Consider the following 25,322-nt stretch of genomic DNA (forward strand, 5'->3'; position numbering starts at 1 on the left):
CTGCTGTACTCGTCGGGCACCACGGGCAAGCCGAAGGGGATCGTCCACACCCACGCCGGCGTCCAGATGCAGTGCGCCAAAGAGATCTACTTCGGCTTCGACCACAAGCCCGCCGACCGCTTCTTCTGGGTCTCGGACATCGGCTGGATGATGGGGCCGTGGGCGCTCGTCGGCAACCACACCTTCGGCGGCACGGTGTTCATGTACGAGGGCGCGCCCGACCACCCACAGCCCGATCGGTTCTGGGAGATGATCGACCGCCACTCGCTCTCTGTGTTCGGCATCTCGCCGACCGCCATCCGTGCCCTCCGCAAACACGGCGACGAGTGGGTCGACGAGCACGACCTCTCGTCGATTCGACTCCTCGGGTCGACCGGCGAACCGTGGGACCCCGAGTCCTGGCAGTGGTTCTACGAACACGTCGGCGGGGGCGACGCACCCATCATCAACATCTCGGGCGGGACCGAAATCTGTGGCTGCTTCCTCATGCCGATGCCCACCCAGCCGCTGAAACCGACGAGTCTGGGTGGCCCCGGCCTCGGCATGCACATCGACATCGTCGACGACGCGGGCGAGTCCATCGCCGACAGCCACGAGCGAGGCTTCCTGGTCGCCCGTGATTCGTGCCCCTCGATGACCAAATCGCTGTGGAGCGGTGACGAACGCTACCTCGCGGAGTACTGGTCGACCTGGGAGGACCTCTGGGACCACGGCGACTGGGCGCAAAAAGACGAAGACGGCTTCTGGTTCCTCCACGGACGGGCCGACGACGCGCTCAACGTCGCGGGCCGGAAGGTGGGCCCGGCCGAAATCGAGGGCGTGCTCACCGAACACGAGGCAGTGAATCAGGCCGCCGCAGTGGGCGTCCCCGACGACACCACCGGGACCGCCGTGGTCGCGTACGTGGTGCTGGAACCCGACCACGAACCCGGCGACGCGTTACGCGACGAACTGTCGGCGCTGGTCGGCGAGGAACACGGCAAACCGTTCCGCCCGCGCGAGATTCTGTTCGTCTCGGAGTTCCCCAAGACCCAGTCGGGGAAAGTCATCCGCCGGGCCATCTCGTCGATCTATCAGGGCGAGGAACTGGGCGACATGAGCAGCATCGAGAACCCCGACGCCCTCGACGAACTCAGAGACGCCGCCTGAACTCCCGACCGACCGTCACAGCGGGACGTCGGCGGCGCGGCACACCTGCGGTTCGGGTGGGGTTTCGGAGTCAGTCCCGACGACGGCGACGTCTGCCGATGCTTCGTCGTTCGGTCCGAGGACCGTCCCACCGGCCAGAATCGGGGCGACGAGGCCGGCCGTGACCACGTGGGGGTGTGAGAGCGGGCCGCGGACGGCGACTCGGGTATCAGCGTCGAGGTCGAACGCGTCGACGACAGCCCGGGAGGCGTCGAGTACTTCCCCGTGCGTGTACGTCGCTGCCTCCGCGGTGAGCAAGGGGTCGGCGGGGTCGACGTCCGTCGGGTGGACCGCGGGGTTCTCGCTCCACAGTTCCTTCTCCCAGTGGAGCGTCGTCGCCCGTGTGGGTGACCCGCCGTAGGTGGCGAGTTTCGTCCGCGGGTCGAGGGAGACGGCGTCCTCGTCGGCCACGGGAAGCAGGAGGACGCGCGAGTCGCTCGCCGCCGAGCCGTCGGCTGCGAACCGGGTCACGGCCCCGAGTTGGCCGGCGCCGTAGAACGCCCACAGCGGATGTCGGCCGACGCGACCGACCACGGTGACGGTTGCCTCCTCGCGGACGCCGAGATACCGGAGGACGTTCCCCGCCTTGTACGCAGTCGTACAGAAGTCGTGATACGAGACGGTACGGTCCGTCCCGGCGTCGTGGAACGCCGGGCGGTCGCTCCGTCTGTCGCGAGCGACGAGGTCTCCGAGAACGTCCATAACGTGAGTAGCGGGTTCGTGGTGAAAGGTCGCGCGGTTCGAGAGGTGACACGTGAATCGGTCTGGACGTGTGGACAGAGCACAACACTCTCGGCGTCGGATGGGTACTGTCGTAGTGAACAATAGTCGGCCGGTAAACATAATAATCGTTAGCACGAGACGTAATCGAGGTGTCAGTGCTATGTCAATGAGAGCGGTGGTATACAAGGGGCCGAAAGAGGTCGCCGTAGAGGAAGTCGAAGAGCCGGAGATTCAGCACCCGAACGACGTGCTGATCGACATCACGACGTCGTGCATCTGTGGGTCGGACCTCCACATGTACGAGGGTCGAACCGCGGCGGAGGAGGGAATCGTCTTCGGCCACGAGAACATGGGAATCGTCACCGAGGTTGGTGACGGCGTCTCGACACTGGAGGAAGGCGACCGCGTCGTCGCACCGTTCAACGTCGCGTGTGGCTTCTGTCAGAACTGTGAGAACGGCTACACGGGCTTCTGTACGAACGTCAACCCCGGGTTCGCCGGTGGGGCCTATGGCTACGTCGCCATGGGGCCGTACAAGGGTGGCCAGGCCGAGAAACTCCGCATCCCGTACGCGGACTTCAACGCGCTCAAACTCCCGGAGGGTGACGAACACGAGGACGCGTTCGCTCTGCTGGCGGACATCTTCCCGACGGGGTGGCACGGGACCGAACTCGCGAACCTCAGGCCCGGCGAATCGGTCGCCATCTTCGGCGCGGGTCCGGTCGGCCTGATGGCCGCCTACAGCGCGAAGATCAAGGGCGCGGCCGAAATCTACTCCGTCGACCGCGTCCCGAGCAGGCTCGACCTCGCAGAGGAACACTGCGACGCCACGCCCATCAACTTCGAGGAGGGCGACCCGGTCGAGCAGATCAAAGACCAACACGGCGGAGAGGTCGACAAGGGCGTCGACGCCGTCGGCTACCAGGCCATCGACCCCGAGACCGACCCCGGTTCGGACGCGTACGACCCGGCGCGGGAGAACCCGGCCGTCGTGCTGAACCAGCTCATCCAGGTCGTCCGTCCCACGGGCGAACTCGGCATCCCGGGACTGTACGTTCCCTCCGACCCCGGCGCGCCCGACGAGATGGCCGCACAGGGTCGACTCGGCATCGACTTCGGGAAGCTGTTCGAGAAGGGACAGAAGCTCGGCACCGGTCAGTGCAACGTCAAGCAGTACAACCGCGAACTCCGTGACCTCATCATCGAGGGGCGGGCGGACCCCTCGTGGGTCGTCTCCCACCGGGTCAACCTCGACGAGGCGCCCGAGATGTACGAGGCGTTCGACAAGCGCGAAGAGGGCGTCACGAAGGTCCTGCTCGAGCCGTAGCCGCAGAGTCGCTCCACCAACACGATTTTTTCGAGCCGTCTCACCCGCGGAGCCACACCTGCGGATGTGCCTCGCGCAGGTGGTCCTGGTAGCGCCGGACGAGTTCGGGGTAGCCCGTCGTCACCGTCGACCACTCGCAGTGGTCACACTGCCCCGTCACCCGGTCGACGCCGTCCGGAGACCGTTCGAGCGTCACGCAGGTCGTAGGGGGTGGAGACGCCTGTACCTGTCGCCCTCGTGAAAATACGGAGTGGGTGGGACTCAGGCGCGGACCCACACCCGTGGGTGGTCGGCCCGGAGGTGGTCCTGGTAGAACTTCACCATCTGCGAGTAGGAACTCGTGACGGCCGTCCAGTCGCAGTGGTCGCACCGACCGGTGACCGCAGTTCGCCGGTTTCGTGTGGGTCTGTAGCACATACGAGCCCTCGACTGGTATGTAACATGTATCTTCCGGACCGACTCTCATCCGTGAGAACGACTGACAAGGTACGGAGGTAGCGGCAGGCGACGACGGCGGCGATAACGGTCTTGTGAGAGCCGTCCATACGAGGAGATATGTGCATGTACTGCACCTTCCGCGAGGAGGGCTGGACGGCCCTGCTCGACTACGACGACGTCTACCAGGAGGCCATCGCCGCCCAGCGGGCGCGGGAGACGAACTACGGCTTCTACGAGGAGTGGGACGACCTGCGTGAGCAGGTCACGCCGGGAACGGGTCGCTGACGCCGTCGAGTGACTCCGACGCGCGAACGAGGCAGTCGTCGAGCTCCCGTCTGATGTCGGCTTCGTCCATCTCCGTCCCGATGAACACCAGTCGGGTCCGTCGGTCGTCGTCCTCGTCCCACGTGCCGAGGGGGCCGGCCTGCACCGACGGGCCGGCCTGACTCAGCCCCATCACCGTCTCCGGCCGCCCCGCGAGTTTGAAGAATCCCTTCGCCCGGACGACGTCGCCGCGCCACTCGTCGAGCCACGCGTCGAAACGTTCGGGGTGGAACGGGCCGTCCGTCTCGTAGGTGAACGTCGAGACGGCGTGTGACGCACCCGCGTGGCGGTGGTCGTGACCGTCCGCGTGTTCGTGCCCCGCGTCCCCGGACAGGTGTCGTTTCCACCCGGCCGCACGCCGAGCCTCGTCGAAATCGAACAGGCCCGTGTCGAGGACGGCGTCGGGGGAGACGTCGGAGTACTCCGTCCGATACAGCACCGCCCGTGGCTGGAGTTCCCGGACGAGCGCCTCCACCTCGTCCAGCGCGTCGTCGGGGACGGTGTCGCACTTGTTCAGGAGGAGCACGTCACAGAACTCGACCTGGTCGACGAACACCTCCGAGAGCGGCCGGCCGCCCGAGGAGGAGTCGCGGTTCGTCGCGGGGTCGAACTCCTTCCAGAAGCCGTACGCGTCCACGACGGAGACCATCGTGTCGAGGCGGAACCGCTCCGTGGGGTCGACGTCCGACTCGTCGGTCCCGAGGGTGAACGCCTGGGCGATGGGGACGGGTTCGGAGACGCCCGACGCCTCCACCACCAGATAGTCGAACGTCCGTTCCTCGGCGAGGCGCGCCGCCTCGGTCAGGAGGTCACCCTGCAACCCACAGCAGATGCACCCGTTTGAGAGGTCGATGACGCCCGTCTCCTCGTTCTCCTCCTCGATGAGTTCGGCGTCGACGTTCACGTCGCCGACGTCGTTGACGACGACGGCGATGGTCCGGTCGCCGGGGTTCGCGAGCAGTCGGTTCACGAGCGTCGTCTTCCCCGCGCCGAGCGCACCGCTCAGCACCGTCACGGGGATGCGGCCGTCGGAGCCGTGGGACATAGGCGTCGTTCGGGCCGGGCGGTAATAATGTCACCGCGAAAGCTAATCGTCAGGGCGCACCGGCGACGACGAGCGTGCTCTCGCGCGGCCCGTTCTCGAGTTGTCGGGACGCGTCCGGCGCGACGCGGACAGCGTCGCCGGGGTCCAGCGCCACCTCGTCGCCGTCGACGTGGAGCGTCACCTCGCCCGAGACGAGGTAGTACACCTCCTCGTGGCCGCCGTCGGCGTGGTCGTGTTCCTTCCCGGTCCAGTTCGGGTCGCACTCGACGACGGTGAAGCCGAGGTTCTCACAGCCGAGGGCGTCGCGGAGGAAGTACATGCCGTCCGCGACTGGGTCGACGTCACGGCGGTTGACCTTGGTGTAGGACATGCAATAGAGCGGAGACGGGCCGGCGACAAGAATCTGCGGGGCGTCCGACGCGAGAACGTCGAACCGGAACGGACACTCTCGTTCGAGAGGACGTGGGGACACGACTAAACCGCGGACTGACATCTACCTGTCATGCGCCGAGGTGAGACACCCCTCCGGGTCGCCCTCTTCGTGGGACTCACGGCCGCGACACTCGCGGGCGCCGTAGTCGTCGCCGGTGTGAGCGCCGCAGCCGTGACCACGACGACGCTCGCCGGGTCCGTCCCGCCGGCCGAGAGTGTCGGGGCCGCGCCACCGGCCGCGTCCTCTCAGACGGAGCCGAAGACATCGTCGAACGTCAGTTCGACGCTGCGAGGGCTGGTCGAGGCGGACGACCGCGAGGCGTTCGCGGCGGCACACGGCATCGACCTGCGCGACGGGCGCGTCGTCGTCGTCGTCGAACTCCGCGGGCGGTCGATGGTCCCGGACGGCTACGACGTCACGGTTCAGCAAACCGCGACGGTGAGCGGCGAGACGATCGTCCAGGCACGGGTCCCCGTCGACGACGTCGTCCCGCTCTCGGAGGAACCGGGGGTGGCGTACGTCAGACTCCCAGACCGGGCTGAGGCGGCCGGCTCTTCGTCGGCGACGGCCGCCTCGAAGGACGCGCCGACGGAGGCACCGGACGCAGGACAGGACGCTCGGAACACCGACTCCCGACCGACCACACGGCACACGGACGTCCTCGTGGTCGTCGTCGCAATCGGTGTCGCCGTCGTCGCGGTGGGCCTCTACGGGAGGTCACGCCGGTGAGACCGCTCGGCTCCCGACTCGCCGTCTCGGCCGTGGCGTTCGTCGTCGTCGTCGCCACCGTCGTCGCCACGGCTCCCGGACTCGGTGCGGCAGACGTGGTCCGGGACGCAGACTCGCCGCTCGACACACCCGAGGAGGCGTCCGGCGAGACGGACGGGAACGGGACTACCGTCGGGACGGACGGGAACGGGACTACCGTCGGGACGGACGGGAACGCGACTGTCGCCGAAGCGCCGGGACGGCCCTCGAAGTCGTCACAGCTACTCCGCGACGAGCGCGTCACGCGAGCGGCCGCCCCTGCGCAGGCGCAGGTGTCGGCGTCGACGTCGTCGTCGGTGGGCGGCGAGGGACGGACACGGGTCGTCGTCGAACTGGAGGCGACCCACCCGACAGCGTACCGTGACCGGCTTCGGGCCCACGGCGCCCACGTCGAAGTCGAACACGGGACGCTCGTGCAGGTCACGCTCCCGACGGCGAACGTCACGACGGTGGCGGCGCTCCGGTGGGTCCAGCGGGTGCGCCGCCCCACCCACCCGACCCCGACGGCCGTCAGCGAGGGTGTCTCCGTGGTCGACGCCGACGCGGTTCAGGCGGTCGGCGTCTCCGGCGACGGAGTCCGCGTGGGCGTCGTCGACCTCGGCTTCGACTCGTCGGCGCCCGAGATTCGCGACAACGTCGTCGCCTCCCGCTCGTTCAGGGCGACCCCGCCCGCTCCGGGTCACCGGGCCCACGGGACCGTCGTGTCCGAACTGGTCGTCGACACCGCGCCGAACGCCAGTCTCTACCTCGCGACGGTCGACACCGACGTGGAGTTCGCCGCCGCCGTCTCGTGGCTCCGCGCGAACGACGTCGACGTCGTCACCGCCTCGGTGAACTGGGTGAACCAGCCGTACGACGGGACCGGCTTCGTCTCACAGGTGGCCGACGAGGCTGTCGCCGACGGGGTCGTCTGGACCAACTCGGCGGGGAACTACGCGAGACGCCACTGGGAGGGCCGGTACCGGAACGCCGACGGCGACCGGTGGGCGGAGTTCGGTCCGGGTGACGAGCGGAACTACCTGAACGACGGCCGACCGTTGAGCGGGCGCGTCGGCGTGAGTCTCAGCTGGAACGACTGGCCGCAGTCGGACGACGACTACGACCTGTTCCTCTACCGCGATGTCCCCCCGTACGGCTCCCGTTCGCGAGGCGAGGACGTCCTCGTCGCCCGGTCGACCCGCGCACAGACCGGCTTCCAGCGCCCGACCGAGTCCGTCGGCCCGACGGTCGAACGCGGCGTCTACTACGTGACAGTCGCGAACTACGACGCCGACGGGAGCCACGTCCTCGAACTGTACACGCGCGACGCGGCCGGGTCGCTGGAACACGAGACGCCCGAGAGCAGTCTGGCCGCGCCCGCGACTGCCCGCGACGTCGTCGCCGTCGGCGCGTTCGACTGGGTCGGCGAGCGCGTCGAACCGTTCAGTTCCCGCGGACCGACGAACGACGGCCGGCGAGGGGTCGACGTCGTCGCACCGGACCGGGTGTCGACGAGTCGGTACGCGTCGTTCGCCGGCACCTCAGCCGCCGCCCCGCACGTCGCGGGCGTGAGCGCGCTCGTCCGCGAACGGAAGCCGGGTGCGACCCCCAACCAGGTGGAACGACGCCTCCAGCGCGGCGCCACCGACGTCGCCCCCGTCGGACCGGACCCGACGAGTGGATACGGCCGACTGAACGCGACTCGGGCGGTGTTCGGCGAGAACGACCTCGGTATCGTCGGGGTCGGCCAGACGCGGCGGGGGGTCGTCGACGCACAGGACCCCTTCTCGCCCGCGTTCCGCGGCTACTACGAGCCCGTCGCCCTGTCGGGCGTCGAGGGCGTCCGCGTGAACGTCGAGATGCGAGCGAAGGGGTGGGGGCGGGACCCCTACCTCTTCCTCCTCGCGCCGAACGGGAGCGTCGTCGCGACGGACGACGATGGCGGGGCCGGACTGAACGCGAGCCTCGTCCACACGTTCGCACACACCGGACGATACACCGTCGTCGCGGGGGGCTTCGGGACGACGGACACGTTCCCGTACGAACTGTCGGTGGTCGAGCGACCCGAACTGACGCCCGTCTCACTGCGGCTCGCACCGAACGTGACGAGCGTCGAGGCCGGTGAGCAGGTCGCGTTCACCGTCGTCCGCGCGGACACCGGGGCGCCGGTGAACGCCACGGTACAGTACGACGACGTCCGGACCGTCACCGGAGCGGACGGACGGGCGCTCGTCCGGTTCGACCGGCCGGGGACCTACCGGGTGACGGCGACTGCCCCACCGACCGCGACCGAGCGGTTCCGCACCGACGAGGGACGGGTCACCGTCGCGGCCGCAGCGCCCGACCCCGCGCGGTTCGAGGTGGTCGCGCTGTCGGTCCCAGAGACGGTTCGACGGGGCGAACGCGTGCGGGTCACGGCGACGGTGGCGAACACCGGTGAACGGACCGGCTCACAGACGGTCCACGCCGGTGTCGACAGGGACGGCGACGGCGCCCTCGAACCGGTCGTCGACGAGTCGGTCGGCCTGGCTCCCGGGGAGACGTACTCGGTCTCGCGCCCCGTACTGGTCCCGCGGTACCTCCCGCCGGGAACGTATCTGGTCGGCGTCCGGACGGCGAACGAGACGGTGACGAGGACGGTGCAGGTCGAGGGCTGAGCGAGGCCTCAGAACGAGTTCTTGATGCGCTCGAAGAAGCCTTCCTTGACGTCGACTTCGTCGCCGCCGGCTTCGGCGAACTGCTCCAGCGCCTTGCGCTGTTCCTTGTTGAGGTCGTCGGGCGTGACGACCTGTACCTGGACGTAGAGGTTACCGTGACGCTGGCGGCCGCGTCGGCTCCGCTGGTCGAGTTTGGGCATCCCCTTCCGCTTCAGCCGGAACGTCTCGCCGCTCTGGGTCCCCTCGGGGACGTCCATCTCGACGGTGCCCTCCAGCGTCGGAACCTCGACCGTCGCGCCGAACACCGCCTGCGGGAACGAGATGGCGAACTGGTGGTAGAGGTCGTCCCCGTCGCGCTCGAACTCTGGGTGGTCGCGGACGGAGACGTCGATGAGCAGGTCGCCGTTCGGCCCGCCGTTCTCTCCGGGCGCCCCTTCGCCGTTCATCCGGAGGGTCTGTCCCTCCCTGATGCCGGCGGGGATGTCGACCGTGAGTTCGGCCTGTCGGCGGACCTGGCCGGCGCCGCCACACTCCGAACACTCCTCGGAGTAGGTCTGGCCCTCGCCCCCACAGCGCCGACACGTCTGGGTCTGCTGGACTCTTCCGAACGGCGTCTGACTCACCGTCGTCGTCTGCCCCTGGCCGTTACACTCCGGGCAGGTGTTCACGTCGGCGTCGGGCGGGTGACCCGCGCCGTCACACACGTCACAGCGTTCGGGTCGCTGGATGGTGAACTGCTTCGAGACGCCCTCGTACGCCTCTTCGAGGTCGAGCGTGATGTTCGCCCGGATGTTCTTCCCCTGGCGGGGGCCGTTCTGTCGGCCGCTCCCCCCGCCGCCGAAGAACTGGTTGAAGATGTCCTCGAAGCCACCCATGCCGCCGGACCCGCCCATGCCGCCGAACGGGTCGCCGCCACGGCCGCCACGACCGCCGCCCACGCCACCTTGCTTCTGTGCCTGCTGGAAGCGCTCGTGGCCGAGCTGGTCGTACATCTGCCGCTTCTCGTCGTCCGTGAGGACCTCCTTCGCCTTCTGCACCTTCTTGAACTTCTCTTCGGCGTCCGGGTCGTCGCTCACGTCGGGGTGGTACTCCGAGGCCTTCTTCCGGTAGGCTTTCTTGATCTCGTCGTCCGAGGCGTCACGCGACACCCCGAGCACGTCGTAGAAGTCCTCGCTCATCCGTTACTCGGTCATTCACGACCGAACTACTTGAAAAACGCGCCTTGCGGACGGGCGGCCTGTTCGGGGGGAGAGCAGTCACAGCACGACGACGGAGAAGAGGTGGAGACCACCCAGCACCGACGCGCCGTAGATCCACAGCCGCGAGAACCACCCGGAGAACTCGACCAGTGGATGGTTCCGTAGCGCCAGGTGGAGGCCGCCGTGTGCCACGGCGAAGACGTCGAAGCCCGTCTGGAACGCCGGGAGCGAGTAGAGCGTGAGCACGAACGCGAAGAGCGGGACGTGCAGCGCCGTGAAGGCGCGGTACGCGGGGTCGTCGCTCACCCCGAACGGGGCGAAGAAGAACCGCCACTCGTGGTTCCGGACCGCGTCGAGTTCGTGGACCGTGACGAAGGCGACGGTGAGGGCGAACAGTGCGGGCGCCGGGTCGACTATGGGTCCGTCACGACGCCGACGAGGGTAGCCCTTCGGGCGGTGAGAGCGGGCGACGGGACGGAGAGAAGTCTGCCGTTTCAGTGGGCAGACGGGAGTGAGTTACTTGTCGTCGTCGACGTCGCCAGACTACGTCTGGCGGGCAGACAAAGACGACTATTCGTCGTCTTTGTCCACGTCCTCGAAGTCGGCGTCGACGTACTCGTCGTCGCCGCCCTCGGGACCGTCACCGGCACCGCCCATACCGCCGGGACCGGCACCGCCCATGCCACCGGGGCCGGCGCCGCCCATCCCGGCGCCACCGGCCGCCTGCTGCTGGGCCTGCTGTTCGTACATCTGCTTGCCGATTTCCTGGAGTGCCTCGGCGAGGTCCTCGACGGCGTCCTCGATTTCCTCGGTCGCCGCCTCGAGGTCGTCGGCCTCCTCGTTCTCTTCGAGGACCTGTTCGAGGTTCTCGACCTCCTCCTCGATGTCCTCGCGGAGGTCGTCGGAGACGCTGTCCTCGTTCTCCTCGAGGAGCGTCTCGGCGCGCTGGACGGTGCTCTCGGCCTCGTTGCGAGTCTCGACGAACTCGCGGCGGATTTTGTCCTCCTCGGCGTGCTCTTCGGCCTCCTGCTGCATCTGTTCGATCTGGTCGTCGGAGAGGCCGGCGCCACCTTCGATGGTGATGTCCTCCTTGTTGCCGGAGCCTTTGTCCTCGGCGGAGACGTTGACGATGCCGTTCTCGTCGATGTTGAACGACACCTCGATCTGTGGCGTTCCGGCGGGTGCCGGCGGAATGCCCGTCAGCTGGAACTCGCCGAGCAGTTCGTTCTTCTCGGCGATTTCGCGCTCACCCTGGAAGACCCGGACCTGGACTCTCGTCTGTGAGTCCGCGGCGGTCGTGAATATCTTCGACTCCTCGGTCGGGATGGTGGTGTTCTTCTCGATGAGGCGCTCGAACAGCCCACCCTTCACTTCGATACCGAGCGACAGCGGCGTGACGTCGAGCAGGACGATGTCGTCGACGTCGCCCGAGAGGACGCCACCCTGGATGGCCGCGCCGAGCGCGACGGCCTCGTCGGGGTTGACGCTCTTCTTGGGCTCGACGCCGAGCAGTTCCTCGACCTGGTCGCGGACCTGCGGCATCCGGGTCGACCCGCCGACGAGGATGACCTCGTCGATGTCGCCCTTCGAGTAGCCGGCGTCCTCGAGCGCCTGCTTCGTCGGGCCGACGGTACGCTCGATGAGGTCCGCGGTGAGCGACTCGAACTTGGCCTGCGAGAGCTTCTGTTCGAGGTGGACCGGGCCCGAGTCGGTGGCCGTGATGAACGGGAGGTTGATGGTCGTCTCCTTTCGCGAGGAGAGTTCGATCTTCGCCTCCTCGGCCGCGTCCTTCAGGCGCTGGAGCGCCTGGCGGTCCTCGCGGAGGTCGATGCCGTGGTTGTTCTCGAACTCCGTCGCGAGGTGGTCGATGATGGCCTCGTCCCAGTCGTCGCCGCCGAGCGAGTTGTCACCGTTGGTGGCGACGACCTCGTAGACGCCACCGCCGAGGTCGAGGATGGAGACGTCGAACGTGCCGCCACCGAGGTCGTACACGAGGACGGTCTGGTCGGAGTCGTCGTCGAGGCCGTACGCCATCGACGCTGCCGTGGGCTCGTTGATGATGCGCTCGACCTCGAAGCCGGCGATCTCCCCGGCGTCCTTCGTCGCCTGTCGCTGACGGTCGTTGAAGTACGCGGGGACCGTGATGACCGCCTTCTCTACCTCGTCGCCGAGGTACTCCTCGGCGTCGCGCTTGATCTTCTGGAGAATCATCGCCGAGATCTGCTCGGGCGTGTACTCGTCGTCACCGATCTCGACGGTGTAGTCCTTCTCCCCCATGTGCCGCTTGATGGACCGAATCGTGCGGTCGGGGTTCTGGATGGCCTGGTTCTTGGCAGGTTTGCCGATGAGTCGTTCGCCGTCCTCGGAGAACGCGACGACGGAGGGTGTCGTGCGGTCTCCTTCGGCGTTCACGATGATCTCGGGGTCGCCACCTTCCATCACCGCGAAGGCGCTGTTGGTGGTACCGAGGTCGATACCGAGAATCTTGTTGCTCGCCATCTTGGGTTCACCTATCGGCTTGCGTCGGTTAAAGGTTACTAGATTCGACGCTCACTCGACGAGGCACATGTCGCCGCCGTCGTGCGTTTTTCTCACACTCGGTCGGCCGTGAGGCGGGGGACTTATCACGAACCGCACGCACTCCGTTTCGGAACTCCACGCGAGGGCCCCCCGACGAACGCGTCGAAGTGCTCCAGTGGGACACGACCCCACGAACGAACCGACGACGGACGGGTGCTCACTCCTCGCCGTTCTCGTCGTCTGCACCCGCGCTCACCGTCACCTGCGCCGGGCGGATGACCTTCTCGGCCATCTCGTACCCAGGCTGGTAGAGGTCGACGACGGTCCCCTCCGGCTGTTCGGAGTCCACGCGGAGCATCACCTCGTGGCGGTGCGGGTCGACGTCGTCGCCCTGCTGTGGTTCGATGGGGCTGACGTTCTCGCCGTCGAGGACGCGGTCGAGTTCGGCGAGCGTCGACTCGACCCCTGGGCGGATGTCGGTTCTCTCCTCCTGGTCGAGCGCCCGCACGAGGTTGTCTCGGACCGGCACGAGGCGTTCGACCAGGTCCTCCGTCGCGCGGGCCTCGACCTGCTCTTGCTTCTTCTTCATCCGCTTCTTGTAGTTCTGGAAGTCCGCCTGCTTCCGGGCCAGCTTCGACCGGGCGTCGTCGAGCGCCGCCTCGAGTTCGGCGACTCGTGCCTCCAGGTCGGCGACCGATTCGACGAGGTCCTCGTCGACGCCCTCAGCCTCTGCCACGTCGGCGGCGAGTCCCGTCTCCGTCGACGCCGCGTCCTCCGCGTCGTCCGCATCGTCGGTCGCGGCCTCGTCCTCCGGCGCGGCCGGTTCACCGTTGACCGCGGGACCGGATTCGACGTCCTCGGCGGCCTGTTCGGCGTCCACGTCGGCGTCCATGTCGGCGTCGTCGCTCATGTCTGCACGAAGTGACCGACGCGGCTTAAGACTGTAGAAACGGCCTCGCTACTGGTACATCCCGAGCGGCCGCGCCTGCGTGCTCTCCTCGCCCGCCTCCTGCATCCGCTTCGCGAGGCGCTCCTTCGCCGCCCTGATCTCCTCGGCCCGTTCGACGAGGCTGTCCGTCCCGACGTCGACGTCCGCCAGCGGTTCGATGCCGTCCCTGACGAGCACCCGTGCCGCCTCTGGGTCGGGGAAGCGCGGGTCCGACTCCACGACGAGGCCGACGGCGTCCCGGCCGTGTTCGACCGCGTCGTTCAACAGCGCCCCCGTCGGCCCCGAGACGAGGCCGGTCTCGTCGGGCGTGTCGATGCCGACCGCCTCGAGTCGCTCGATACCGTCACCGACGCCGACGCCGTACATCGCCGGCGCGTGCTCCGACTTCTCTTGGCCGATGCCGGAGAGGTAGATGGGGAACACCCCGTCGTCGTCGAACCAGTCGCCGATACAGTCGGCGAACTCCCGTGCCGCCGCCGGCGAGATGGGGACGTCGCTCTGGAGGACGAGGAGGTTCGCCTCCCGGTCGGCGTACAGCCGAACCGGCGGGTGGAGCGTCGCGTCGCCCTCCTGGTAGACGGCGACCTTCGGGAGGGCGTCGCAGTGGACGTTCGCGTGGTGGGTCATCCCCAGCTCCTCGACGAGGTGGTCGGCGGCGATTTTCCCGACGAGGCCGACCCCGGGCAGTCCCTCGACCATCGTCGGTTCGTCCAGTTCGACGGCCGTCAGAACGTCGACGTGTGCCATGTCCGGGGATAGACGGGGCGAGCGCATAACGCTACGGGCGATAGGTGTGAGTCGGGTGACGTCCAGACGCCTCCCGCGTGGGTGGCGAGACCGCTCGGCCACTCCGCCCCGTCGTCGACACTGCCCGCCGTCTTTCAGGAGCCGTCGGTTCTCCTCGGCTCTCACACGCCGAGGACCAGGGACGGCGCGGTGGCGCGTGCTGGTTCGACCCCGTGTCGCCGTCCCGTCGTTCACCCGGTCGGAACGCGCTCGGAACGCACTCCACCGACGACCTCTCCCAGACGGTCACGTGCGGGACGCGAGCCGAGCGAATCCACAGCGGCGACGCTTTTAGGCCTCGCCCGACTACCTCCGCGCAGTGACCACGCTCTCGTTCGAGGACGGCACCATCCGTGTCGACGACCCTCCCGCCGGCCTCTCGCTCCCGTTCCTCGAGTCGGACCCGCGCTCGGGAACCGCACGCGCCCCCGCGTTCCGCTACGGCGCGCTGAGGGACGTCCTCGACAGCCGCGACGACGCCTACGAGGACCGCGTCGGGACGTGGTCCCCGCTGTCGCTCGCGACGGCGTACGACCTCCGCGAGTACCAGCGGGACGCCCTTGACGCCTGGCACCGGGCGGACCGACGGGGGGTCGTCGAACTCCCGACGGGCGCGGGCAAGACTGTCGTCGCCATCGCTGCGATGGTGGCGCTGGAACTGCCGACGCTCGTCGTCGTCCCCACCATCGACCTCCTGAACCAGTGGCGGCGCGAACTCGAGACCGAGTTCGACGTCGAGGTGGGTCAGTTCGGCGGCGGCGAGCAGCGACAGGCGGCGGTGACGGTGTCGACGTACGACTCGGCGTACCTCCGCGCGGACGACGTCGGCGGCGACTTCGGCCTCGTGGTCTTCGACGAGGTCCACCACCTCGGGGGCGAGGGCTACAGGGACATCGCCCGCCTGCTCGCCGCGCCCGCCCGCCTGGGCCTGACGGCGACGTTCGAGCGGCCCGACGGCGCGCACGAGGCCGTCGAGGAACTCGTCGGCCCGCGCGTCTACAGGCTCGACGTCGACGACCTCGCGGGCGAACACCTCGCCGACTACGACATCAAGCGCCTCGAAGTCTCGCTCTCCGAGTCGGAGCGCCGCCGGTACGACGAGGCACAGGAGACGTTCGTCGACTACCTTCGAACTTCGAACCTCGACATGCAGTCAGGCGCTGACTACCAGAAACTCGTGATGCGGTCGGGGAACGACCCGCGGGCCCGCGAGGCGCTCCTGGCGAAACAGCGTGCGCGGCGGGTGATGATGAACGCCGACGCGAAGGTCGACGCACTCGAACGAATTCTCGACCGCCACCGCGACGACCGTGTCATCGTCTTCACCGCCCACACCGACCTGGTCTACCACCTCTCGGAGCGGTTTCTCCTCCCGGCCATCACGAACGAGACCGGAGCAGAGGAGCGGCGCGGGATACTGGAGCGGTTCCGGGAGGGGACCTACTCTCGGGTGGTGACCGCGAACGTCCTCGACGAGGGGGTCGACGTCCCCGACGCGAACGTTGCCGTCGTGCTCTCGGGGTCGGGGTCGGAACGAGAGTTCACCCAGCGTCTGGGACGCGTCCTCCGGCCGAAGTCGGACGGGCGACGTGCGCTCCTCTACGAAGTCGTCACCGAGGAGACCGCAGAGGAGAACGTCGCCTCCCGACGGCGTGGCTAGCGCGGGCGAGACGCGAGCGACGGCTACTTTTCCACCTTTCTCGCGCGCGTGGCAACAGCTATAGCGGTCGTGGCTGAGTGTGAAGTAGCGTTCGAGAGACAGATGAGACCGAGACCGGACCGAATCCGCGTACTGCACGTGGACGACGAGCGGGACTTCGCCGAGATGACGTCGGCGTTCCTCGCGCAGGAGGACGAGCGGTTCGACGTCGTCACCGCCACCAGCGTCGAGCGAGGCCTCGCGCTCGTCCACGACGCCGACGAGGTGGTCGACTGCGTCGTCTCCGACTACGACATGCCCGGGACGAACGGCATCGAATTCCTCCGGACGGTCCGAGACCGACATCCGGAACTCCCGTTCGTCCTGTTCACGGCGAAGGGGTCGGAGGAAATCGCCAGTCGGGCCATCTCGGCGGGCGTCACCGACTACCTCCAGAAGGGACAGGGCGTCGACCGGTACACCGTCCTCGCGAACCGCATCCAGAACGCCGTCCACCGCTACGAGAGCGACCGGGAACTGGCGCGGTACAGACAGATCGTCGAGACGGTCGACGAGGGGGTGTACGTCCTCGACGACGACCTGCGGTTCGTCTTCGTCAACGGCGCGATGGCCGACCTGACCGGGCGGTCCCGCGAGGAACTCGTCGGGACACCGCTGTCGTCGCTCGTCGACGCCGGAGAGACGTCCGAGCACCGGGAGTCGCTCGCCGTAGGCGACGAGAGGGTCGAGACCGTCGAGGCCCGCCTCCGGGCCCCGGGAACGGACCCCGTCCACGGCGAGTTTCGGTTCTCCGTCTTCCCGAGCGACGACCGGGGCTACACCGTCGGGACCGTCCGCGACGTCACCGCGCAGCGGGAGCACGCGACGGCGCTGGAGCGGGTCCGAGACCGGATGGAGTTCGCGCTCGACGCCACGGACTCGGTCATCTACGAGGTCGACATCGCCACGGGACGGCAGACGAGACACGGCCCGTTCGAGCGGTTGTACGGCTTCCCGTCGCGGGAGGTGCCGACGACGGAGTCGTTCTACCGGCGGGCGATTCACCCCGACGACCGCGACGACATCGTCCACGCTCGGAAGACGTTTCGGACCACGTCGGCGGACCGCGTCGAGTACGAGTACCGGACGCACCCCGACGCGGGACCGGACCGCTGGATTCGATCGGAAGCCTACGTCCACGCGGGACCGTCCGGTGCGCCCGAACGACTCGTCGGGCTAGCGACGGACATCACGCGGCTGAAACGGCGCGAACAGGAACTCGAACGCCGGAACGAGCGACTCGACGAGTTCGTCAGCGTCGCGTCCCACGACATCCGCAACCCGCTGAACGTGGCCGTGGGCGCACTCGAACTGGCCCGCGAGGAGTGTGAGAGCGACCGGCTCGACACCGTCGCGGACGCACACGACCGGATACGGGCTCTGGTCGAGGACCTGCTCCGACTGGCCCGCGACCAGCGCCGCGGCGTGGACACCGTCCCCGTCTCTGTCGCGGACCTCGCGGAGCGGTGCTGGCGACACCTCGAGACCGATGGGAGTCGGCTCCTCGTCGAGACGGACCGGGTCGTCCTGGCGGACGAGACCCGAACGTACCACCTCCTGGAGAACCTCCTGGCGAACGCCGTCGAACACGGGTCCTCGAGCGAGGAACGCTCGACGGAGCGTCGGTCGCGGGCCGCCCCCGACTCGCCCGGAGACCGCCCCACCACCACCACCACCACCGTCACCGTCGAGGGTCTCGACGACGGCTTCGTCGTCGAGGACGACGGGCCCGGCGTCGACGCCGCCGAGCGCGACCGGGTGTTCGGTCACGGCTACTCGACCGCTACCGACGGAACCGGCATCGGGCTGAGCATCGTCGCAGACGTCGCCGAGACGCACGGGTGGGAGGTCGCCGTCCGCGACGGCGCCGACGGCGGCGCACGGTTCGAGGTACGGGGCGTCGAGACGGTCGAGTAACCCCGTCACGGCGCTGGCGAGCGTGTGGTCGCTGACGGCCCTGCGCGCTCCCACGCGCTTTTGTCCCCCAGTCCCGTCTCGACAGTCGTGCTCACGAAGGACCTCCTCCGCGTCTCCCGCCGTGGCGGCGGCTACCACCCCGAGTTCGTCGACCGGGAGGAACGGCCGCTCGCCGCACAGGTACTCGGCGTCTACCGGGACCACGTCGGCGAGACGCGCGCGACGCTGGAGGCAGCCCTCGAAGCGTGTGAGCGAGCGGCCGAGGACTTCAAACTCGTCCGCGGGTTCGCGGCGCTCCTCGACCGGGAGGCGACGTACGAGACACGCGCACCGTTGCCGCCCGAGCGCGCGCGCCGGGCGGCGTTCGAAGCGGGCGAGCGGGTCGGCGTCGCCAGCGAGGCGGACCGACGGACGGCGCTCACGCGAGCGGCGGAGTCGCTCGGGGTCACGGTCGACGCGCTCGACGCGTCGCTGTACGCCGACCGAGAGGTGAACCAGCTCCTGACCCGGTTCGACTCCCCGTGGGGACCGGACGAACTCGTCGACCGGTACAACCTCTCGCTCGCTCAGACCGCGCTGTTCGACGCGACCGAGGTCCGCGTCCGGTCGTCGGAGCCACGGGCGCTCGTCTCGGCGGTCAAGCGACTCCGGCTGATGTACGAGGTTCGTCAGGTGGACGGAGAACGGGTGGTCTTCGTCACCGGCCCGGACGCCCTCTTCCGGCGGACCCGGCGGTACGGGACGGCGTTCGCCCGCCTGCTCCGGACCGTGGTGAAGTCGCCCGAGTGGCGGCTCGAGGCAACTATCGACGACCGCGGCACCGAGCGGACGCTCTCGCTCTCCGGGGCGGACCTCGCGCTCCCGGACGACGCTCCGCTCGCGGAACCGACGTTCGACAGCGACGTCGAGGCCGACTTCGCCGCCCGGTTCGAGCGCCTCGACGTCGACTGGGAACTGACGAGAGAGCCGGAGGCGCTGGCGACGGGGACGCGAGTGATGATTCCGGACTTCGCGTTCGACTACCGCCCGGCCGGGTCGTCGCGGGCAGCGAGCGAGTTCGACGCGGGTCCGGCGGGGTTCCGCGTCTACTTCGAGATCATGGGCTTCTGGACGCCCGACTACGTGTCGAAGAAACTCGCACAACTGGCGGACGTCGAGGACGTCGAACTCCTCGTCGCCGTCGACGAGTCGCTCGGTGTCGGCGAGGAAGTCGACGCGCGTGACCACCGGGTGGTCACCTACTCGGGGAGCGTCCGGGTGAAAGACGTCGTCGACGTGCTCCGCGAGTACGAACGGGACCTGGTCGCGGCGGCCGCCGAGACGCTCCCTGCGGAACTGTCTCCGGCGGACGACGTCGTGCCGCTCGCGGCGCTGGCCGAGCAGTACGGGGTGAGCGAGGAGGCCGTCGAGGGCGTCAGCTTCCCCGACCACGAGCGCGTGGGTCGCACGCTCGTGCGCCCCGCGGTGCTCGACCGGGTGCGGGAGCGAGTCGAGGCCGGAATGTCTCTCGCGGACGTCGAAGCAGTGCTCGAAGACGCCGGCATCGCCGAACAGAGCGCGGTCCTCTCGCGCCTCGGCTACCGCGTCGAGTGGGAGGGGCTCGCTGGCGGCGTCCTCAGAGAGCGGGGGTGACCCCGGTGCGAGCGGCCGCCTAGCCGCCGTGGGCGTGCCGGTCCGGACCAGGTCCGGTGCCGCCCTCCACCGCACCGTCGAAGGCGGGCGGGCGCTTCTCGCCCCGGTCGTCGTTGAGGAAGACGAGCCCGCCGCCGATGTCGCTCGCGACGGTCATCCCACGGGCGTCGACGGCCGTCCAGAACGACGAGCCGTCGGGGTCGTACGCGGCACGTTCCTCCGGGTTCGCCGGGTCGCTGATGTCGAAGACGCGGACGCCGCCCTCGTACCACGAGGTGTGGAGCCGGTTCGCCGTCACGTCGAAGTTGTGCGAGGTACGAAAGTCGTCCACGGACGGTGGGTCGATGCGCGTCACGAACTCGGGGCTCGACAGGTCGCTCGTGTCGAACAGTTTGATGCCGCCGAAGTCGTCCTCGTCGGGGTCGGAGACGCCGACCGATCCCGGGAACGTCTCCGCGCCGACGTAGGTGTAGTCGCCGTCGGGCGACGGCTGGACGTAGTGGGCGTTCCCCGGCGGGAGGAAGAGCCGTTCGACGTAGTCGGGGTTCCCGAAGTTCTGTTCGAACAACTGCTCGTCCCAGTCGGGGTCCGCGGAGAACGAACTCACGGGGACGGGGTTCGCCGGGTCGCTCACGTCGAGTACCCAGCAGCCGGCGTCCCAGAACGCGATGTACGCGTAGTCGTTCTGCACGTACACGTCGTGCACCAGCGCGGTGGCCTGTTCGCGGAGGAACTCGCCCTCCTGGGGCCACTCCGCGAGCAACGTCGGGTCCGTCGGGTCGCTCACGTCCAGTATCTTGATGGCGCTGTCGTCGAAGGGGAACTCCCGGGTGATGTACGCCGTCTCTCCGTCGAGGACGTGGTTGTGGACGCCCGCGGGGAGTTCCTGCCACGTCCCCTGGAACTGCGGGTCCGTCGGGTCGGAGACGTCGTAGAAGTGCGTCCCGATGTCGGACTCCTGGCTCCCGTCCTGACTGCTGACGGCGAGGAGGTCACCGTCGACCTTCACGTCGGCGACACCCGTCCCGGGGACGTTCATCTCGACTTCGACCGACGGCTTCAGTTTGTTCCGCCAGTCGACGACGGCGAGGCCGCCACCGGTGGCGACGTACGCGTGGTGCTTCTGGGTGACGACCTCGAGCGCCCCGTCGACCGCCTGTTCGCTGAACAGACGGAGGTCGCCGGGACCGTCGCCGTCGTTTCTGTGGTTGCCGGCGCTGGCGACGCCCGCGAATCCGGTCAGGGCGACCGCAGCCCCTGTCTTCATGGCTGTGCGTCTGGTGAATCGTCGGGTCTGTCTCGTCATCGTGTTGGGTCGGGTGAACCGCTGTGGTCGAGGTGCGACGCCGCTGGCTGTGGCTGTGGTCGTGGTCGGTTATCCGTGTCCTCGTTCGTCCTCCTTGCCGCTGTCTCTGTTTCGGCCGTTGCCGCGGCCGTTGTCGTTACCTCGCCCCTCGTTCCCACCGGCGTCGTCCGGTGACGACGGCTTCGGAACCGCTCTGAAGGTGTAGACGCCCGTCACCTGGTCGGCCACGAGCGTCAGGTCGCGTTTCCGGTTGTAGTCGGCGCTCCAGGCGACGGGCGGGTTCTCGGGGATGAGCATCCCGTTGGCCTCGTCGACTTTGTCGAGGGTCGCGTACCGATCGGTGGGCGTCGGGTCCGTCGGGTCCGAGATGTCCGCGGCCCACACCCCCTCCCGGTAGCCACCGTCGACGAGGATGGTCGTGTCCCCCTTCGGGACGATGTCGTGGTTGTGCGTCGTCCAGTCGAGGAACTCGATGCCCTCGTCCATCACCTCGGCGTTTGGGGAGTAGGTGAAGCCGACGTGCTTCGGCTCCTCGGGGGTCCCGTCGCCCCACCCGATGTCGAGGACGTGTTTCCCGCCGGGGACGCCGAGGCCGATCTCGTCGCCCACGACCACGAGGCCGCGCTCGGGGTCGTAGTCCGCGTAGTGACAGCTCTCGAAGCCCGGCTCTCCGTTCCCCAGGCGCTTCTCCGTGTAGTCGGGGCGGCTCTCGTAGTCGAACCGACCCACCTCTTCGGGAGCCATCGGGTCGCTGACGTCCATCAGGACGTAGCCGTCGAGGAACGCGTCTTCGTCCCTGTCGCCGCCGATGAACGCCAGGTGTGCGTAGTCACGCTCGGGGTCGACTACCACGTCGTGGAGGTCGGCCTTCGGACCGAACGACCCGACGAGCGACGGGGCCGCCGGGTCGCTCACGTCCCACACCTCGAGGCCGCCGTCCGCCTCCTCCTCGTTCGTCGCGTAGAGGACCGGCTCTTCGGGGTGGGCGAAGACGTTGTGCGTCGGGTCGGCCTCGAGTTTCGAGAGGACCACCGGCTCCTCGGGCGTGCCGTCGCCCCAGCCGTAGTCGACGAGCTCGATACCGCCCTCGCCGACCTCGTTGTTCGGTTCCTGCGTCCGGTAGTAGAGGCCGTCGCGGTGGTCGAACTTGACGTCGGCGTTCCGGGTGTCGGCCGACGACGGAACCCGGTGGACCTCGGTCGGGTCTCTCGGGTTGCTCAGGTCGACGAGGAAGCTGCCGCCTTCCCCGAGGAAGCTCCCGAGGACGCCGTACTGACCGTCGGACCTGATAGAGCCCTCCGTGTACCCGCCGGGCGGGTCCGAGAGCAGTGAGTGGCCGAGTTTCTTCAGGCGGCCCTTCTTCGGCTTGTCCTCCTGTCGTCGTGCGGCGGCGGTCCCGACGCCACCCAGCGCGGCCGTCGCACCGAGCAGCTTCAGCGCCGTTCGACGGCCGTATCGCGGGTCCGTCATCGTGCCTCACCACCTCCCGTCGGGTGTCGTTCGCGTGACGGCCGCCGGTCGTGCGCCGATACTGTCACGTCGTCGGAACCCGCCCACAGCGAGCGTGTGGAACGTCGTCTTCGGGTCACAGTGTGAAAGATGTCCGCGGTGGAGGGTGGTTCGAACCGGCGCGTGGCCGGTTCGTCCCGGTCGGCGGTGCTCGATTACGTCTCCTCTTCGACACCCATACCGGGGTCCTCGGGCGGCGCAGCACCGTCGAAGCCCGGCGGACGCTTCTTCCCGCGGTCGTCGTGGAGGACCGTGAGGCCTCCCGCAGTCGCACTCGAGGACGCGCCGTAGACGGCACCGATAGTGAACCCGCGGGAGCTGACGGCACCCCAGAACGAGTAGCCGTCCGGGTCGTACACCGCCTTCTCGGTCGGGTTCGTGGGGTCCGTGATGTCGTAGATGCGGACGCCGCCGCTGTACCACGACGCGTGGAGTTCGTTCGCCGTCACGTCGAAGTTGTGCGCGGTGCGGAAGGCGTCGACGTCCGGGGGCTGGATGGTCGAGACCAGTTCGGGGTCGTCCATGTCGGTGACGTCGTAGACGCGGATCTGGCCGTAGTTGTCGCTGCCTGGAATCAGGCCCGGGAAGCTCTCGGGTCCGACGTAGACGTGGTCGCCGTCGGGCGACGGCTGGACGTAGTGGGCGTTCCCCGGCGCGGTGTAGTAGCGCTCGACCGGGAACGAGTCCGGCTGTGGGGTGTCGGCCCCCGCGACGTCGCCGAACTGCGCCACCGTCGTCGGATTCGACGGGTCGCTCACGTCGGCGATGACGACGCCGGCATCCCAGTACGCCTGGTAGAGCAGGTCGTCCTGCACGTAGACGTCGTGGTTCGGGTTGACGCCGGCGGCGGCGAACTCGGGGAAGTGGTCCGCGAGTCGCCACTCGCCGACCTTCTTCGGGTCCGAGGGGTCGCTGACGTCCACGATGTCGGTCCGCGCCTCGCTGAACGTGTTCGAGCCGGACTCGTTGATGGTGAGGTACGCGTGGTCCTTGTAGAGGAAGTTGTTGTGGACGTCGTGTCCGGCGTCGTAGAACGTGATCTCCTCGGGGTTCTCGGGGTCGCTCACGTCGACCAGCGTGATACCCGGTCCGCCGTTGCTCGCGAGGCTCGCCAGGTCCCCGTCGACCTTCACGTCGAGGATACCCCCCGCGGGGTCGCTGGCGTCAAGCGACGCGACGACTTCGGGCTTGCCGGGGTTACGCCAGTCCGCGACGCCCATCCCGTCACCGGTCGCGACGTAGGCGTACTTGCCGTCGGTGTCGACCTCGTGGGAGTTGTCGACGGCGGCCTCGCTGAACAGTCGGAGGTCGCTGGGGTCGCCAGCGTTGCCGTTGCCCTCGCCGTGGTTGCCGGCGCTGGCGAGGCCGGCGAGTCCCGACGTCGCGAGTAGGCCGCCGGCCGCGAGGACGCCGCGGCGCGTGACGTGGTCGCTCATGACCCACCTTCCTTCGCCGCACTGGGTGTGAATTTCAGCACGTAGATGCCGGTCTGCATGTCGCTGACGACCGTGAAGTCGCGCTCGTCGGCGTAGTTGACGCCCCACGCCATCGGTGCCTCGCCGACGAACCCGGCACCGTCGGCCTCGTCTGCTTTCAGGTCGGTCTCGAACTGGTCGGTCCAAGTCGGGTCGGTCGGGTCGCTGACGTCGTACACGACGGCACCCTCGTGGTAGTCACCGCTCACGAGCATCGTGGTGCTGCCCTTGGTGATGACGTCGAAGTTGTGGCCCGTCCAGTCGAACAGCTCCTCGGCCTCGTCCATGACCTCGGCGTCCGGCGAGGTCGTGTAGCCGATATGCTGTGGGTCCTCGACAGAACCGTCGCCCCAGCCGATGTCGAAGACGTGTTTGCCGCCGGGCTTGCCGAACCCGATCTCGTCGCCGACGTACGCGATTTCCCGGTCGGGGTCGTAGTTCGCGTAGTGGCAGTTGTTGAATCCCGGTTCGCCGACGGGAACGTCCTCGTACGTATCGCGTCCCTCGTAGCTGAACTTCCCGGCGACTTCCGGTTCCATCGGGTCGGAGATGTCCATGATGACGTAACCGTCGAACCCGCCCCCGATGAACGCACAGTGGAGGCGGTCCCGCTCGGGGTCGACGATCATGTCGTGGAGGTCACCCTCCGGACCGTAGACGTCTCCACCCGTGACGTCGGTCGGGTCGCTGGTGTCCCAGACGCCGACGCCGTGGTGTTCGGTCGTGTAGAGGACGTCACCTTCGGGATGGGCGTGGACGTTGTGCGTCGAGCCAGCGGGGATTCGCGTGGCCTTGACGGGGTTCTCCAGCGTCCCGTCGCCCCACCCGTAGTCGATGACGTCGACGCCGTTCGGCGGCTCCCCGTCGCCGCCGCCCCCTTCTCGCGTCCGATAGTAGAGGCCGTCCCGTCGGTCGAACTCGACGTCGGCGTGGCGTACCCCCTCGGACGGCGTCGGGAACTCGTGTACCTCCGTCGGGTTCGTCGGGTTGCTGATGTCGACGAGGAAGCTCCCGCCGGGCCCGGTGAAACTCCCCATCAGCCCGTACTGTCCGTCGGCGCGGATGTCTTCCTCTGCGAACCCGCCCGCGGGGTCCGACAGCAACGAGTGACCCATCAGCCGGATGTCGCCCTTCTTCTTCTTGCCGCCGTTGCCGTTGCCGTTGCCGTTATCGCCGTGATTACCTGCCTCTGCGACTTGGGTAGTCGAGAGTCCGATGCCACCGATCGTCGTCGCACCAATAAACTTCAGTGCAGTTCTTCTCGAGTGGGTCATGGCGGACCACTGAGGAGGTCACAATGTTCTGTCATAATTGTTCGCTTGAGTACCACATACTTCGTCAAGAGATTTCTCAAACGTGGAAATATCTCGGTTGTCGAACGAAAAAACGACGTAAGAAACGGTTCTCAGTTCGAACAGAATAGAATCGAGACACGAGACTACGTATTC

At 68.2% G+C, this 25,322-nt stretch carries 22 protein-coding genes; 8 read left to right on the top strand and 14 right to left on the bottom strand.

Going from position 1 to position 25,322, the window contains the following annotated elements:
- A partial coding sequence (locus ACESK5_RS12210; RefSeq protein ID WP_372911847.1) for an acyl-CoA synthetase occupies positions 1-1,149 on the top strand: 1,149 nt, incomplete at its 5' end.
- A 15-nt stretch (positions 1,150-1,164) separates the two neighbouring features.
- On the opposite strand, the gene ACESK5_RS12215 is transcribed toward ACESK5_RS12210, so the two are convergent.
- Entirely contained in the window at positions 1,165-1,890 is a 726-nt protein-coding gene (locus ACESK5_RS12215; RefSeq protein WP_372911848.1) for an acetyl-CoA synthetase, read from the bottom strand.
- Positions 1,891-2,077: 187 nt separating this feature from the next.
- Here ACESK5_RS12215 and ACESK5_RS12220 point away from each other — a divergent pair, with 187 nt between their 5' ends.
- Complete coding sequence (locus tag ACESK5_RS12220; protein WP_372911867.1) at positions 2,078-3,238, top strand: glutathione-independent formaldehyde dehydrogenase; 1,161 nt, start codon at positions 2,078-2,080, stop codon at positions 3,236-3,238.
- Between the two features lie 40 nt (positions 3,239-3,278).
- On the opposite strand, the gene ACESK5_RS12225 is transcribed toward ACESK5_RS12220, so the two are convergent.
- Together ACESK5_RS12225 and ACESK5_RS12230 are read right to left on the bottom strand one after the other, a co-directional pair.
- Complete coding sequence (locus ACESK5_RS12225; protein WP_372911849.1) at positions 3,279-3,434, bottom strand: hypothetical protein; 156 nt, start codon at positions 3,432-3,434, stop codon at positions 3,279-3,281.
- A 65-nt stretch (positions 3,435-3,499) separates the two neighbouring features.
- Positions 3,500-3,655: a hypothetical protein gene (locus ACESK5_RS12230; protein WP_372911850.1), complete on the bottom strand. Its 156-nt coding sequence runs from the start codon at positions 3,653-3,655 to the stop codon at positions 3,500-3,502.
- Between the two features lie 144 nt (positions 3,656-3,799).
- On the opposite strand from ACESK5_RS12230, the gene ACESK5_RS12235 reads away from it, so the two are divergent.
- Positions 3,800-3,961, top strand: coding sequence for a hypothetical protein (locus ACESK5_RS12235; protein WP_372911851.1), 162 nt, complete (start codon positions 3,800-3,802; stop codon positions 3,959-3,961).
- Here ACESK5_RS12235 and ACESK5_RS12240 read toward each other — a convergent pair.
- Together ACESK5_RS12240 and ACESK5_RS12245 are read right to left on the bottom strand one after the other, a co-directional pair.
- Positions 3,939-5,045, bottom strand: coding sequence for a GTP-binding protein (locus ACESK5_RS12240; protein ID WP_372911852.1), 1,107 nt, complete (start codon positions 5,043-5,045; stop codon positions 3,939-3,941). The two genes, ACESK5_RS12235 and ACESK5_RS12240, sit on opposite strands and share 23 nt — an antisense overlap.
- 49 nt (positions 5,046-5,094) lie before the next feature.
- Positions 5,095-5,415 (bottom strand): cupin domain-containing protein, encoded by a 321-nt coding sequence (locus ACESK5_RS12245; RefSeq protein ID WP_372911853.1) that lies wholly within the window; start codon positions 5,413-5,415, stop codon positions 5,095-5,097.
- Between the two features lie 132 nt (positions 5,416-5,547).
- Between ACESK5_RS12245 and ACESK5_RS12250 the strand changes: the two genes are divergently transcribed.
- Together ACESK5_RS12250 and ACESK5_RS12255 are read left to right on the top strand one after the other, a co-directional pair.
- The gene (locus tag ACESK5_RS12250) at positions 5,548-6,207 is read left to right on the top strand and encodes a hypothetical protein (RefSeq protein WP_372911854.1); all 660 of its coding nucleotides are present in this window, start codon (positions 5,548-5,550) and stop codon (positions 6,205-6,207) included.
- Complete coding sequence (locus ACESK5_RS12255) at positions 6,204-8,882, top strand: S8 family serine peptidase (RefSeq protein ID WP_372911855.1); 2,679 nt, start codon at positions 6,204-6,206, stop codon at positions 8,880-8,882. The genes ACESK5_RS12250 and ACESK5_RS12255 overlap by 4 nt, the downstream gene beginning before the upstream one ends.
- Positions 8,883-8,890: 8 nt before the next feature.
- On the opposite strand, the gene dnaJ is transcribed toward ACESK5_RS12255, so the two are convergent.
- From dnaJ to ACESK5_RS12280, 5 genes are all read right to left on the bottom strand, one after another.
- Entirely contained in the window at positions 8,891-10,060 is a 1,170-nt protein-coding gene (dnaJ, locus tag ACESK5_RS12260) for a molecular chaperone DnaJ (protein ID WP_372911856.1), read from the bottom strand.
- A 78-nt stretch (positions 10,061-10,138) separates the two neighbouring features.
- A complete protein-coding gene (locus tag ACESK5_RS12265) occupies positions 10,139-10,579 on the bottom strand; it encodes a DUF6713 family protein (RefSeq protein WP_372911868.1) in 441 nt (146 codons plus the stop codon).
- 72 nt (positions 10,580-10,651) lie between these two features.
- Positions 10,652-12,580 carry a molecular chaperone DnaK gene (dnaK, locus tag ACESK5_RS12270; protein ID WP_372911857.1) on the bottom strand — a complete coding sequence of 643 codons (1,929 nt, stop codon included), beginning with the start codon at positions 12,578-12,580 and terminating at the stop codon, positions 10,652-10,654.
- Between the two features lie 238 nt (positions 12,581-12,818).
- A complete protein-coding gene (locus ACESK5_RS12275) occupies positions 12,819-13,511 on the bottom strand; it encodes a nucleotide exchange factor GrpE (protein WP_372911858.1) in 693 nt (230 codons plus the stop codon).
- A gap of 48 nt (positions 13,512-13,559) precedes the next feature.
- The gene (locus ACESK5_RS12280; RefSeq protein ID WP_372911859.1) at positions 13,560-14,297 is read right to left on the bottom strand and encodes a proteasome assembly chaperone family protein; all 738 of its coding nucleotides are present in this window, start codon (positions 14,295-14,297) and stop codon (positions 13,560-13,562) included.
- A 358-nt stretch (positions 14,298-14,655) separates the two neighbouring features.
- Between ACESK5_RS12280 and ACESK5_RS12285 the strand changes: the two genes are divergently transcribed.
- The 3 genes from ACESK5_RS12285 (at position 14,656) to ACESK5_RS12295 (ending at position 19,584) form a co-directional block, all read left to right on the top strand.
- On the top strand, positions 14,656-15,996 hold the full coding sequence (locus ACESK5_RS12285; protein WP_372911860.1) for a DEAD/DEAH box helicase family protein: 1,341 nt from the start codon (positions 14,656-14,658) through the stop codon (positions 15,994-15,996).
- A 102-nt stretch (positions 15,997-16,098) separates the two neighbouring features.
- Positions 16,099-17,952 carry a response regulator gene (locus ACESK5_RS12290; RefSeq protein WP_372911861.1) on the top strand — a complete coding sequence of 618 codons (1,854 nt, stop codon included), beginning with the start codon at positions 16,099-16,101 and terminating at the stop codon, positions 17,950-17,952.
- Between the two features lie 87 nt (positions 17,953-18,039).
- Positions 18,040-19,584: a DUF790 family protein gene (locus ACESK5_RS12295; protein WP_372911862.1), complete on the top strand. Its 1,545-nt coding sequence runs from the start codon at positions 18,040-18,042 to the stop codon at positions 19,582-19,584.
- Between the two features lie 19 nt (positions 19,585-19,603).
- Here the strand turns inward: ACESK5_RS12295 and ACESK5_RS12300 are convergent, their stop codons facing one another.
- From ACESK5_RS12300 to ACESK5_RS12315, 4 genes are all read right to left on the bottom strand, one after another.
- A complete protein-coding gene (locus ACESK5_RS12300) occupies positions 19,604-20,851 on the bottom strand; it encodes an LVIVD repeat-containing protein (RefSeq protein ID WP_372911863.1) in 1,248 nt (415 codons plus the stop codon).
- Positions 20,852-20,959: 108 nt separating this feature from the next.
- Positions 20,960-22,360: an LVIVD repeat-containing protein gene (locus ACESK5_RS12305; protein WP_372911864.1), complete on the bottom strand. Its 1,401-nt coding sequence runs from the start codon at positions 22,358-22,360 to the stop codon at positions 20,960-20,962.
- Positions 22,361-22,554: 194 nt separating this feature from the next.
- The gene (locus ACESK5_RS12310; protein ID WP_372911865.1) at positions 22,555-23,835 is read right to left on the bottom strand and encodes an LVIVD repeat-containing protein; all 1,281 of its coding nucleotides are present in this window, start codon (positions 23,833-23,835) and stop codon (positions 22,555-22,557) included.
- The gene (locus tag ACESK5_RS12315; RefSeq protein ID WP_372911866.1) at positions 23,832-25,148 is read right to left on the bottom strand and encodes an LVIVD repeat-containing protein; all 1,317 of its coding nucleotides are present in this window, start codon (positions 25,146-25,148) and stop codon (positions 23,832-23,834) included. Before ACESK5_RS12315 ends, ACESK5_RS12310 begins: the two co-directional genes overlap by 4 nt.
- Between the last annotated feature and the right edge of the window lie 174 nt (positions 25,149-25,322).

This window comes from Salinigranum sp. (assembly GCF_041641895.1).
GTDB lineage: Archaea > Halobacteriota > Halobacteria > Halobacteriales > Haloferacaceae > Salinigranum.

Excerpts from the sequence above, each read along its gene's own strand:
- ACESK5_RS12300 (WP_372911863.1), bottom strand. The coding sequence starts at position 20,851 with ATGAAGACAGGGGCTGCGGTCGCCCTGACCGGATTCGCGGGCGTCGCC.
- ACESK5_RS12250 (WP_372911854.1), top strand. The coding sequence starts at position 5,548 with ATGCGCCGAGGTGAGACACCCCTCCGGGTCGCCCTCTTCGTGGGACTC.
- ACESK5_RS12230 (WP_372911850.1), bottom strand. The coding sequence starts at position 3,655 with ATGTGCTACAGACCCACACGAAACCGGCGAACTGCGGTCACCGGTCGG.
- dnaJ (WP_372911856.1), bottom strand. The coding sequence starts at position 10,060 with ATGAGCGAGGACTTCTACGACGTGCTCGGGGTGTCGCGTGACGCCTCG.
- ACESK5_RS12280 (WP_372911859.1), bottom strand. The coding sequence starts at position 14,297 with ATGGCACACGTCGACGTTCTGACGGCCGTCGAACTGGACGAACCGACG.
- ACESK5_RS12220 (WP_372911867.1), top strand. The coding sequence starts at position 2,078 with ATGAGAGCGGTGGTATACAAGGGGCCGAAAGAGGTCGCCGTAGAGGAA.
- ACESK5_RS12290 (WP_372911861.1), top strand. The coding sequence starts at position 16,099 with ATGAGACCGAGACCGGACCGAATCCGCGTACTGCACGTGGACGACGAG.
- ACESK5_RS12235 (WP_372911851.1), top strand. The coding sequence starts at position 3,800 with ATGTACTGCACCTTCCGCGAGGAGGGCTGGACGGCCCTGCTCGACTAC.
- ACESK5_RS12275 (WP_372911858.1), bottom strand. The coding sequence starts at position 13,511 with ATGAGCGACGACGCCGACATGGACGCCGACGTGGACGCCGAACAGGCC.
- ACESK5_RS12305 (WP_372911864.1), bottom strand. The coding sequence starts at position 22,360 with ATGACGGACCCGCGATACGGCCGTCGAACGGCGCTGAAGCTGCTCGGT.
- ACESK5_RS12310 (WP_372911865.1), bottom strand. The coding sequence starts at position 23,835 with ATGAGCGACCACGTCACGCGCCGCGGCGTCCTCGCGGCCGGCGGCCTA.
- dnaK (WP_372911857.1), bottom strand. The coding sequence starts at position 12,580 with ATGGCGAGCAACAAGATTCTCGGTATCGACCTCGGTACCACCAACAGC.
- ACESK5_RS12240 (WP_372911852.1), bottom strand. The coding sequence starts at position 5,045 with ATGTCCCACGGCTCCGACGGCCGCATCCCCGTGACGGTGCTGAGCGGT.
- ACESK5_RS12245 (WP_372911853.1), bottom strand. The coding sequence starts at position 5,415 with ATGTCCTACACCAAGGTCAACCGCCGTGACGTCGACCCAGTCGCGGAC.
- ACESK5_RS12315 (WP_372911866.1), bottom strand. The coding sequence starts at position 25,148 with ATGACCCACTCGAGAAGAACTGCACTGAAGTTTATTGGTGCGACGACG.
- ACESK5_RS12215 (WP_372911848.1), bottom strand. The coding sequence starts at position 1,890 with ATGGACGTTCTCGGAGACCTCGTCGCTCGCGACAGACGGAGCGACCGC.